Source organism: Pseudomonas sp. OV546, from assembly GCF_900116845.1.
GTDB classification, from domain to species: domain Bacteria; phylum Pseudomonadota; class Gammaproteobacteria; order Pseudomonadales; family Pseudomonadaceae; genus Aquipseudomonas; species Aquipseudomonas petroselini.
Genome location: NZ_FPCE01000018.1, coordinates 64,495 through 75,969 on the forward strand (window position 1 = coordinate 64,495; position 11,475 = coordinate 75,969).

Here is an 11,475-nt window from a genome sequence, read left to right on the forward strand (position 1 = left end):
CCTGTGGCGAGGGGGTAAGCTCTCTCGCCACAGGGAGGGCGGGGCACAAAAAAGCCCGATGAAAGCAGCGCTTCCATCGGGCTTTTGGTTGATCGCCGCCAGGGCGATCAAGGCATCACATCAGAAGTCCCAGCGGGTGCTGAACATCACGTTGCGCGGCTCACCGTAGGCAGCCGAGTTATAGAAGCCCACGTTGGTGTAGTAGGACTTGTCGAAGATGTTGTTGAAGTTGACAGTCGCCGAGAGGTTCTTGGTGACCTGGTAGCGGGTCATCAAGTCCACCAGCCAATAGGACTTCTGGGTGATGTCCTGGTTGGTGTTGAGCGGCGAGTTGTAGATTTCATACCAACCCTTGCTCTGCCAGCGCAGGCCGCCACCGATGGTGAATTGGTCCAGGTCGCCCTTGAGTTTGTAGGTGGTGTTCAGGTTGACCTGGTGCTCAGGCTCGAAGGTGGAGATTTTCTTGTCGTCATCGTCACGCACGATCTTGTGGGTGTAGCCACCCTGTACTTGCCAGCCCGGCGCCAGTTCACCGGAAACTTCAGCTTCATAGCCTTTGGTAACGGCCTTGGAACCCTTGAACGCGTAGTTGTTCGGGGCCGGGGTCTGGTTGTTGTAGGCATCGTCCGAGATAGCGCGGTTGGTCTCATGCACTTCGAAGTAAGCAAGGCTGGCGTTCAGGCGGCCATCGAGGAAGTCGCCCTTGAGGCCCAACTCATAGTTTTGCCCTTCATCCGGTTCCAGCAGCTTCTGATTCCGGTCTTTGTAGGTGCTTTCCTGGGGTTGGAAAATATCGGTGTAGCTGGCGTACGCCGAAATGTTGTCATTGAGGTCGTAGACCACACCGGCGTAAGGAACGAAGCGGCCGGTTTCCTTGTAGGAAGGGTTGATACCGGTGACGTGGTAGTTGGCGACGCGCCCACCGAGGATCACGTGCAGGTCATCCATCACGTTCAAGCGTGTGGTCATGTAGTAGCCGGTCTGGCGGATGGTATCGTCGATGTATTGCTGGACAGGGCCGTAGATCGGCTTGGCAATGTGGCCATTCCAGTTATAGAAATCGACTTTATTGCCGCCTGGCCATTCCGGCGACCAGTACCCCTTGCCTTGCCAACGCGACGTGCCGATCGAGCCGCCCACCACCAGTTCATGTTCGCGGCCAAACAGGCTGAAAGGCCCGGTGGCGTAGAGGTCGGCGGAGGTGCTTTTGGTTTCGCCGGTGTATTTCTGACCGTTGACCTCGGCGGTGCCATCGGCTGCCGGCTGGACAAACTGGATCGAACCGAGGTCGGCATGGTAGCTGTTGATCTTGTGGTCGAGCTGGAATTTGGTGACCCAGCCGTCACCCATATCATGCTCAAGCATGGCAAAGGCGGTGCGGGTGTTCTGTTCCCAGGAGCTCCAGGTGGCGCCGTTGTTGTAGGAGCGTGGCATCTTGTTGATGCTGCCGTTGGAGTTGACCAACGGGAACGAACCAGACCAGCTGGAGCCTTTCGGAATGTTGTCCTGATAGTCGAAGCCGACGGTCAACATGGTGTCGGGGGACAGGTCGAACTCGGTAATGCCGTAGTAGGTTTCGGTCTTGCGCGAGTAATGGTCCATGAAGGACTTTTTGTCCTGGTACGCCGCCACTGCACGGCCCCGGACATTGCCGCTGTCGGTCAACGGGCCGCTTACATCCACTTCGCTGCGATAGTTGTCCCAGGAGCCAGCGCCCAATTGCACATGGCCCTTGAACTCCGACGTCGGCTTCTTGCGGATCAAGTTGATGGTCGCGCCCAGGGAGCCGGCGCCGTTGAGCAGGCCGGTGGCCCCCTTGAGCACTTCGACGCGGTCGTAGATCGCCATGTCGCTGAGGGTGTTCCCCGCCGAGTAGCCGACGTTGCGCACGGTGGACGGAATACCGTCGTACTGGAAACTGTTGACCGAGAACCCACGCGAGTAATAGTTGGTACGGTCGGTGTCATAGGCCGATACGGTGATGCCAGGCGTGTGGCGCATCACGTCATCGACGTTGTTGAGGCCGAAGTCCTCGATATGTTGGCGGGTAATCACCGTGATCGACTGCGGGGTTTCCCGCGGGGTCAGGGTCAGCCGCGTGGCCGTGGCAATGGTGCCCGGCGTGTAGGAGCCGGAGCCCTCGGTGATGTTGCCCAGCACGTTGCCGGTCACTTGGGTCGGACTCAATTCCAGCCCGGCGGACGCGCCGGCGGCGGTAACGGTCAGCGCGTTGCCACTGAGGCTGTGGGTGGTCGAAGTGCCTGCCAGCAAGGTGTTGATTGCCTGCTGCGGATCCAGTTTACCTTTGATCGCCGTGCTGTTTTTTCCCGCCACGTCGGTCGGGCTGTACAGCACCTGCAGGTTGGCCTGGCGGCCGAATTCCTGCAGTGCACTCCCCAGTGCCTGTGCTGGAATATCCAACTCGATCTCCTGTGCCTGCACATAGCCGGCAACCGGCAGCGATACCGCTAGGGCAAGCGCGCTCGGCAGAAGGTTGATGTTCAGGGCCCTGGTTAGCGCTTTGCTCAGTGGGCTGAGACCGAGTCGTGCTGACATGGATGGTTTCTCTTCTATGTTTTAAGTGGGCAAATTTTAATGTTTATTGAGGTTAGTTCTCATTACCACTAGTGAGACGTTCCTACTTCGGAAAACCGGAAAAGAAAATGTCATGCAGGCTCCATTTCATGCATCACCTGGCCGGCGCGCAGCCGTACCAACTGATCGGCGATGTCGAAATAGCGGTCGTCATGGCTGATCACGATGATGGTTTTGCCCAGGCGCTTGAGGTCCGGCAGCAGCTCGGTATAGAAAATCCGGCGGAAGGCCGGGTCCTGGTCGGCGGCCCATTCGTCGAATACCAGCACCGGGCGTTCCTCCAGCCAGGCGTTGACCAGTGCCAGGCGCTTGCGCTGGCCGGTGGACAGGTCGGTGGTGCTGAACACACCGTCCTTGACGCTGACTTTGTGCGCGATCTCCAGGCGTTCCAGGTATTTAGTGGCGCTGTCCAGTGACTGGGTGGCGCTGCCCTGGACCAGGTCGTCGAACAGGTAGTAGTCGGCGAATACCGTGGTGAACAATTGGCGATAGTCATCGCGCTCGGGGTCGGTCACGGCCTCGCCGTTGAGCAGGATTTCGCCGGACTGCGGCGGGTAGAGCCCCAGCAGCAATTTGATCAGCGTGGTCTTGCCACTGCCGTTTTCGCCGACGATAAATACGATGTCGCCTTGGGCAATGCTCAGGTTGATCGGCCCCAGGTGAAACGGCTCGCTGCCTTCCACGGCCGGTGGGCTGTAGCTCACGTTTCGCAGTTCCAGGCTGTTGACGATCGGTGTCGGCGCCTCGCTGTCATCCATCAGCAGGTGCGGTTCAGGCGAGGAGAAGCGCTCCGACAACTCGCTGATACGCCCGAAGGCAATCTTCGCCTTGCCCACCACGGGCAGGTAACCCAGCAGGTGTTCCAGCGGGCCTTTCATGTACAACAGCACCAGCACGAAGCCGGTGATCACGGTCGGGTCCGGGTTCGGGTTATAGGCCTGCATCGCCAGGGCCAGGCCGATGACCACGAAGAACAGCATCGAGCCGAAGGTCTTGGCGAGGATGTAGATGTTGACCGAACGCACCTGGATATCGCTGATGCGGTCCGCCGTTTCCTGGATACGGTGGGTGTTCATGCGAAAGCGCCGTGGCCGATGCATACGCAGTTCCTTGGCGCCGGACGCGATGGCGTTGTAATAACGCTGCAATTCGTCTTCATGGCTGCGTGCCAGGTCGAAGCCTTGGATACCTTTGCCGCCGGCGATGAACTGCACGGCGCTGCCGATCACGATGGCGACGACCATCATCAGGAACATCGGCACCGACAGGTACGCCAGGTAGCCCAGGCAGCCCAGCGTCACCGTGGCGGCAATGGCCAAGGGCGTGAACGCGAAGGAGAAGTCGCTGATGGTGTCGACATCGTGGGTCAGCACCGGGATCAGTCGGTGGGAGCGGTAGCGCTCGATTTGCCCGATGGGCGCCGACAGCACCTTTTCACCCAGGTCTTTGCGCAGGGCGGCAATGATCCGTTGACCGACGTAGTTGGTGCCGATGTCGGAAATGATCGAGCTGACCAGCGCCAGCACGCACAAGGCTGCAAAGGTCAGGATCACGCCCTGGGTCATGCCTTGTGGCGAGTGCAGGGCATTATTGATCGTCGCCAGCAGCAACGTGATGGCCAGGCCGCCGGCCATGCCCAGGGCGACGGAGACGGTCACGAGGGTGCGAAAGGGCCTGAGCAATGCGAGCAAACCGTTGAAGGCGCCGCGCTTGGGGTCGGTCATAAATACTTCCCGGAAAGTGAAAAAGAGGGGGCTGGGCACACAGACCCTTACCCATGACAAACGAAGTGTCGGCGCGACTATTTAGCTCGGCGTGCCAGGCGGTGGCCGCGATGGATAAATTGGGCGGGGCCTGGTTCGTTCTTGTGGTGTAGGCGCACGCGTATCGGCGCGTGCCTGATCTATCCAGTGAGAGCGAAACAATGACGAAAAAGAACCTGGTGTATGTGTGGTCCCTGCGCAATGCCGCTGCCGACAAGGCTGGGCAGCCGGTGGCCTACAAGGACCACGAGCGCTACATGATGTCGGTGCTGGAATCCCTGGCGGGGGCACTGAACGACACGCCGCTGGGCGAGGCCTACAACCTGGTGGGGGTGGTGTATGACGATGACGAGCAGAACCCGCGTGACCAGCAATTGGTCAGCGACTACGGTTTTACCTACACGCCTGGCCGTCAGTGGCTGTACCCGGCCGACTTGCGGGTGCAGGGGCGCCTGGTCAATGACTTGCTGTTGAGCGTGCCGTCCACCTATCGCCGCCTGCCACGGGGCACTGCGGAACACATCGCCGGCAAGCAGGACTTCGAACGCCGCCTGCACGACACGCTGGTGGAACTGAAGGCGGATATCGTGGTGCTGGACGGCCTGCTGGTGATCCTCGACGAGCTGGTGCGTCCCGGTGCACCGTTTGCCCGCCGCATCATGAACATTCACCCGGGCATTACCCGCATCGAATCGCCCTACGAGCGCCGTGGCGCCTACGCGACCTGGAACGCCCTGTACGGTGCGCGTGGGCTGACGGTCACCGATTGGACGACCAAGGCCACGATGCCATCGGAGCCGCTGTACCTCACCGGCGCGTCGTTCCACTACGTGGACAACGGCATCGACTCGGGTGAAGTGTTCCATGACGTGCTCAAGACCGAGATCTCGCCGGAGGACACCATCCTCGAACTGCGCTGGAACAACTTCAACAACAGCCTGTTTCCGGCGCTGCATGAAGGGTTGGCGTTGTTGGCACGGAAGGAACTCTAAAGCGGGCACAGTTAAAAGTGTGGGAGGGAGGGCTTGCCCCCGATAGCAGTGTGGTGAATGATTCAGTGCCATCGAGGCATCGGTATCTACACAATTCTGGCTATGGAGCAGGACCTGTGGCGAGGGAGCTTGCTCCCGCCGGCGGCCTGGCAGCTGAGCGCCATCTAACGGTTAGATCGCGATCCAAATGTGGGAGGGGGCTTGCCCCCGATAGCGGTGTGTCAGTCGATTCATCAGGTGACTGATTCAGCGCCATCGAGGCATCGGTATCTACACAATTCTGGCTATGGCGCTGGACCTGTGGCGAGGGAGCTTGCTCCCGTTGGCGGCCTGACAGCTGACCTGGATGCTGGATCAGACCGGGTACATATCCGTTATTTAGGTAACGGCCGCTATGGGTTCCGCTTTTACAGCGGCTCACTTTTGAAAAGCGCAAAAGTAAGCAAAACGCTCTTGCCCCAACACTCGGCACCTCGCTCACGCTCGGTGTGCCCGTAATCCGCCAGGTATTTGGGGGGCCGCCGCCACGCGCCATCCATGGCGCGGGGCGGCTAAACCGGCATCCCTGCCGGTTTACCCCCCAAATCCCTGTCGAATTACGGCCAGCGTGTTTGACGGGGCGCCTGAGATCAAAAGCTAGATCAAGATCAAGATCAAGAGCGACTCGCTTCGCATCGTGGTTGCCGTGGTTGCTACAGCGTTGTGTAGATACTTATGCCGCCGATGGTGGTAGGTCAGGTACTGATACATCCCCATCGGGGGCAAGCCCCTTCCCGCATTTGATCTCCTGCGTTATTACAGGTCGCGTACCACCCGAAAGCCAATCCAATCCCCCCGCGTCTGCGGGTAGATGTTGTTGCGGTTGCCCGAGCGTGAGAACACCGGCGCTTCTCCCCAGTCATTGCCGCGAATCATGTAGCCCTCGCAGTTCGGCTCCATCCACGCACTGCCGTCGGTAGGCGCGCCGATGTAGTTGGCGTGCTCGCAGTCGGCCACGCGTTCGTAGACGTTGCCATGCATGTCGTACATGCCAAACGCATTCGGCGGGTAGCTGCCGACAGGCGATGAGTAGCTGTACCCATCGGCCGGGCCATAGGTGTTGGCGTGCTTGGCGATGCTGTAGCCCTTGCCCTCATCGAACGGGAAGGGGAACGGCCCGGTAGAACCGGCGCGCGCAGCGTATTCACGTTGGGCTTCGCTGACCATGTGGTATTGCTGGCCGGTTTTTTTCGACAGCCAGGCCACGTACTGCTTGATGTCCTCCATGTCCATGCACACTGCCGGTTGGCGCGGGCCCTGGGGGTAGCGCGGCTTGCTGGCGATGCACTCGCGGCCGGGGCGGGTGTCACCGTCGGCGATCTTCACTCCGGTCTGGCGGATGTAGCTGTCCCATTCGCCGGCGGTGATGTGGAAGCGGCTCATGGCGAACGGCTTGGCGAAGGTCACGTCGTGCATCGGGCCTTCATCCGGCTCGCGGCCGACTTCATCCTCTGGCGTGCCCATGGTGAAGGTGCCGGCGGGCAGCACCACCATCTCCGGGCAGTCCTTGCAGTCCTTGAATACTTTGCCGGGTTGTGGCGCGGCGGCCTGGGCCAGGCTTGGCAACAAGGCACCGCACAGGGCGGTGAGTGCCAATGCCGTGAGGGGTTTGTTCATGGAGTCCTCTCATTCAACGTGGAAAAGGTGTGCGTTACACCCGCTGGCCCAGCAACGTCATGAAGCGCTGGATCTCTGCGGAAGTATTAAGCAGGCCAGGCGCTGTGCGGATCACCGGGCCGACATCACGGTCTACCGCGTCAATCACCACACGGTTTTTCATCATGTAGGCGGCTACGGCGTCACTGTCCTCGCCCTTGACCCTGAAAAAGGTAAAACCGGCCGACAGTTCGGGGCTGTGCGGGGTCACCAGTTCGATCTGCGGGTGTGCCAGCAGTTGCTCTTTCAGTTCGGTGTTCAGCGCATGGATGCGCGCCTGCACCTGCGCCTTGCCCAGCTGCAAGTGCAGCTTGAAGGCCTCGTCCGCTGCCCAGCGATGCTCAAAGGCGTGGTAGCCGCCTGGGGTCATGCTGGTGGCGAAGTCTTTGTCTTCGGAGAAGGTCGGCACCATGGGGGTCACGTAGTTGTTTTGCGGGTCGCGGGCGCACACCAGTCCGGTGCCGCGTGGGCCGAACATCCACTTGTGGGTGCCGGCGATGAAGAAGTCACAGTGCATGTCCGGGAAATCGAGGTTTTCCACGCCGAAACCATGCACGCCGTCGACCACGTAGAGGAGGCGGTCCTTGTCGTCACGGTTGCGGTTGTGTTCTTCCACCAGCTTGCCGATTTCGCCGATGGGCAGTTTCACGCCGCTGCCGGACTGCACCCAGGTCATGCCGAGTACGCGCGTGTTGGGGCGGATATTGCGCTGGATGTTGCCCAGCACCTCGTCGATGGACACGCGGTTGGCGTTGTCGAACAGGCGAATCTTGCGAACCTGGGTCTGCTCCTTGCGCACGCGAAAGTCCAGGCTGTACTCGGTTGCATAGTGCTCGTGGACGGTGGTGAGGATCTCCTGGTCCGGCCGTACCTTGATCCCGCCATAAATCATCGCCAGCCCTTCGGAGGTGCTGCTGGTGAGGGCGATCTGCGCCGGTGCGGCTTTCAGGTAGCGGCCGGCCCACTCGCGCACCTGGCCTTCGCGCTTCCAGGCTTCCTGCAGGTCCCAGTCCATGGCCAGTCCTGGGTTGCGGTCGATCTGTGCGCGGTAACGCTCAATGGCCTCGCGCACCGGCTTGGGGTGCGTAGCCACCAGGAAATTGGAAAAGTGCAGGTAGTCCGGGTCCTGGTTGAACAGTTGCTTGAGCCCCGTCCATGGGGCATCGGTTGCGTTGGCGGCGACGGCCTGCGGGAGCAGGGCGGCGCCCAGTGGCAGGCTGGCGGCAAATACACCAGCCTGTTTGAGGAACGTACGGCGGTCGGTCATGGACGGGCTTCTGGATGATTAGCGGTTGGCCAAGGGCTTGGCGGCTTTTTGTACCTGGTTCCACACCCGCAGGAAGTTGCCTCCCCACAGCTTGGCGATGTCGGCTTCGGAGTAGCCGCGCTGGATCAGTTCGGCGGTGACGTTGCGTATTTCGCCGACGTTGTTCCAGCCCTCGACGCCGCCGCCGTCGTTGAAGTCCGACGCCAGGCCGACATGGTCGATGCCGATCTTGCGCACGGTGTAGTCGATGGCATCCCCCAGGTCCTTGAGGGTGGCCTTGGGTTCCTCATCGAGGATGGCGTAGAGCGCGCTGGCGTACTCGCCGAACTTGTGTTCGGGCCAGGCGGCGATGATTGCGTCGCCCGGCATCAGCGCCATGGCCAAGTTGGGCAGGGGTGGCAGGTCAAAGCGGGCGCGCAGGGCGTTGAGCTTGTCCTGGGTCGGCTGGCTCAGTGGGCGCAGGTAGGCGGAGAACCCCACGATCTGCACCACGCCACCGCTGTGCTTGATCAGTTGCAGCTCTTTGTCGCTCAGGTTGCGCGGGATATCCACTGCCGCGCGCGGTGCCGAGTGCGACGCCACCATCGGCGTACGACTCAATTGCGCCACTTGCTCCAAGGCTTTGGTCGACATCTGCGACACATCGATGATGACCCCCAGGTCATTGAGGCGGTGCACCGCTTGCTTGCCGATCTCCGACAAACCGTCGAGGGCGTCGGTGGAGTCATTGAAAAACGGCAGCGGGCGCGACGAGTCCGACCAGGCGTTATTGCCCACATAGCTGAAGCCGAACATGCGCATGCCGCGTGCCGCCCATAGGTCCAGCTGGTTCAGGTCGTTGCCCAGCGGGTAGGCGTTGAGCATGCTGATGAAGATCGCGAACTTGCCCTCGCCATGCAGGCGCCGGAAATCATCCGGGGTGTAGGCGATGGCGACTTGGTTGGGGTAGTCGCGCACCATGCCGCTGATAATCTTGTAGCGCACTTCCTGTTCGTGGCGCGCGGCTTCGACAAAACCGTCGGTGGGCTTGTGCGGCGCGTTGGCGCCGTTCCAGATTTCCGGCCAGCCGAAAATCGTCAGGGCTGCACCGGACAGGCGCCCGCGTGCCGCCTTGGCCAGGTCGAACTGGCCCTCACCGTCCTTGTCGGCCTCGTTGCCGGCGGTGCCGAAATCCACCGGCACGGTGATGTGGCTGTCGAACGACAGCAGCCGATCCTGCATTTCATTGGCCTGCTTGATCACCTCCAGCGGGTAACCGGCATTGCCCTTGAACCAGTGATCCCAGACCAGGAAACCGGCCCCGGCACCGATGGCCAGTGCCAGCGGCAAGCCGATATACAGCGCCTTTTTCGAACGTGGTTTTGTCATTGCCATCTCAGTCAGTTGAGGCCTTCGCTATCAGGGAAGAACGAGTGATGGGCGGGGAAATTTAGGCGGGCAGGGCGCGGCGGTAAATTTCCCCGGCGTGCAAACGTTCTAGCTCTGATAAAGCCGTTTCCTAAGGTAGACAATGACCATCTCTCGACGTGGGTTCATCGCAGGCCTGGCACTGACAGGCGCCGCTGTGCCGGCAGCCTTCTATGCCCATCGCGAGTTGACGCGCGAAGAAGAATTCCCCATCACCCCCGGCGAAGCCACCGTGGACCTGGCCGACACCGCCGGCCAGCACCTGGCGAACACGCTGCGCGGGGTCTGGGACCTGCGCCTGGAAGGCCGCGATGCCGGCCTCAAGGGCCTGCCGTTGCAAGGCCTGGCGCTGTTGCTCGACATCGCCCCCCGTGGGCGTGGCCTGCGCGGCTACCTGGACACCGCCGCCAACCTGCGCGCCGAAGGCGAACCGCGTTACCGCGTGCTCGGTGATCTGCTGACCGGGGAGAGCGCCGTGCTGTACTGGCGGTTGATCGACCGGGACTCGACCGATGGCACGCCGGCCTATGAATTCAAGATGACCCTCGACGAAGTCTGGGCCGACTTCGGCAACGCCGGCAGTGGCACCCTCAGCGGGCAGATCCTCGACCTCGACCGGCCGTTGGCTCTCGTTGAGCGCGACAACCGTTTCATCGCCCATAAACAGTGGTTCCCCGAAGCCCGCCAGCGTATCGGCCTCAACCCGACCCTGCTGGCCTGGCTGATTTCCCCCGAGCACCGCCTGTTCCACCAGCTGTGGCACGCCAGTCGTGACCAGTGGCACAAACTCTCCGAAGAAAAACGCGACGCCCTGCGTGGCATCGGCTGGCAGCCCGGTCCGCGTGGCCAGGAGCGCGACGCACGGGGCAAACGCAAGGACCGTAACGGCTCGGGAATCGACTTCTTCTTCATGCACCGGCACATGCTCGGCACCGCGCGCTCAATGCAGGACCTGCCCTCATGGCCGCAGTTCCCCGAGCCGCAACCGGCCCTGGAGCGTGATCGCCTGGGCTTTCTGCGCTACTTCGACAACCACGACGGCTTTGCACTGCCACCGACCTGGTCGGCGCCGGACGACGGCGACTACACCCAGTGGGTCAGCGACATCAAGAGCGCCGAGACCTACCACAGCAACTTCCAGGTCTGGGAGTCCCAATACCGCGACCCGCGCTACCTGGCCAAATTCACCCTGGGGCAGTTGGGCTCCGAGATGGAACTGGGCCTGCACGACTGGCTGCACATGCGCTGGGCCTCAGTGCCGCGCGACCCGTCGAACGGTGCGCCCGTGCCCTTCGCCCGCGACCCCTCCGACTTCGCCCCGCGCTGGTACGCGGCGGAAAACGACTTCCTCGGCGACCCGTTTTCCTCGCACGTCAACCCGGTGTTCTGGCACTTCCACGGCTGGATCGATGACCGTATCGAAGACTGGTTCCGCGCCCATGAACGCTTCAATCCAGGCGAAGTCAGGCGCATGGAGGTCAACGGCGTAGCCTGGTTCGCACCGGGACGCTGGGTGGAAGTCGGCGACCCTTGGCTCGGCCCGGACACCCATGGCTGCAGCACCACGCCGGGCCTGCAGATGGGCCGGTCGATGGAGATGGACCCGGAGACCATGAAGCTGGCGCTGCGCATTACCTTTGGTGAAGACGAAAACCTATTACAGGGCCTGTTCAAGCGCGTGCCAAGACGACCGTGGTACGCCCGCCACCTCAAATTACCCTCTGCCTGAATCTGTGATGGGCAGGCCTGTTGTGAT

The 11,475-nt window shown here is 61.5% G+C and carries 7 protein-coding genes; 2 read left to right on the forward strand and 5 right to left on the reverse strand.

Annotation, left to right across the window (positions count from 1 at the left end):
- Positions 1–120: 120 nt before the first annotated feature.
- Both BM403_RS28460 and BM403_RS28465 read right to left on the reverse strand, forming a co-directional pair.
- Entirely contained in the window at positions 121–2,556 is a 2,436-nt protein-coding gene (locus BM403_RS28460; RefSeq protein ID WP_012723749.1) for a TonB-dependent siderophore receptor, read from the reverse strand.
- A gap of 110 nt (positions 2,557–2,666) precedes the next feature.
- Complete coding sequence (locus BM403_RS28465; RefSeq protein WP_012723750.1) at positions 2,667–4,319, reverse strand: cyclic peptide export ABC transporter; 1,653 nt, start codon at positions 4,317–4,319, stop codon at positions 2,667–2,669.
- A gap of 200 nt (positions 4,320–4,519) precedes the next feature.
- Between BM403_RS28465 and BM403_RS28470 the strand changes: the two genes are divergently transcribed.
- A complete protein-coding gene (locus BM403_RS28470; protein ID WP_046036261.1) occupies positions 4,520–5,350 on the forward strand; it encodes a N(5)-hydroxyornithine transformylase PvdF in 831 nt (276 codons plus the stop codon).
- Positions 5,351–6,145: 795 nt separating this feature from the next.
- On the opposite strand, the gene BM403_RS28475 is transcribed toward BM403_RS28470, so the two are convergent.
- From BM403_RS28475 to pvdM, 3 genes are read right to left on the reverse strand one after another with little or no spacing between them, the layout of a single operon-like run.
- Complete coding sequence (locus tag BM403_RS28475) at positions 6,146–7,006, reverse strand: dihydropyoverdine dehydrogenase (protein WP_046036819.1); 861 nt, start codon at positions 7,004–7,006, stop codon at positions 6,146–6,148.
- 34 nt (positions 7,007–7,040) lie between these two features.
- Entirely contained in the window at positions 7,041–8,312 is a 1,272-nt protein-coding gene (locus tag BM403_RS28480; protein ID WP_093546276.1) for a pyoverdine-tailoring periplasmic protein PvdN, read from the reverse strand.
- Positions 8,313–8,330: 18 nt separating this feature from the next.
- Complete coding sequence (pvdM, locus tag BM403_RS28485; RefSeq protein ID WP_093546279.1) at positions 8,331–9,680, reverse strand: pyoverdine-tailoring dipeptidase-like protein PvdM; 1,350 nt, start codon at positions 9,678–9,680, stop codon at positions 8,331–8,333.
- Positions 9,681–9,822: 142 nt separating this feature from the next.
- Between pvdM and BM403_RS28490 the strand changes: the two genes are divergently transcribed.
- On the forward strand, positions 9,823–11,448 hold the full coding sequence (locus tag BM403_RS28490) for a pyoverdine maturation tyrosinase PvdP (RefSeq protein WP_093546282.1): 1,626 nt from the start codon (positions 9,823–9,825) through the stop codon (positions 11,446–11,448).
- The last annotated feature ends 27 nt before the right edge of the window (positions 11,449–11,475 follow it).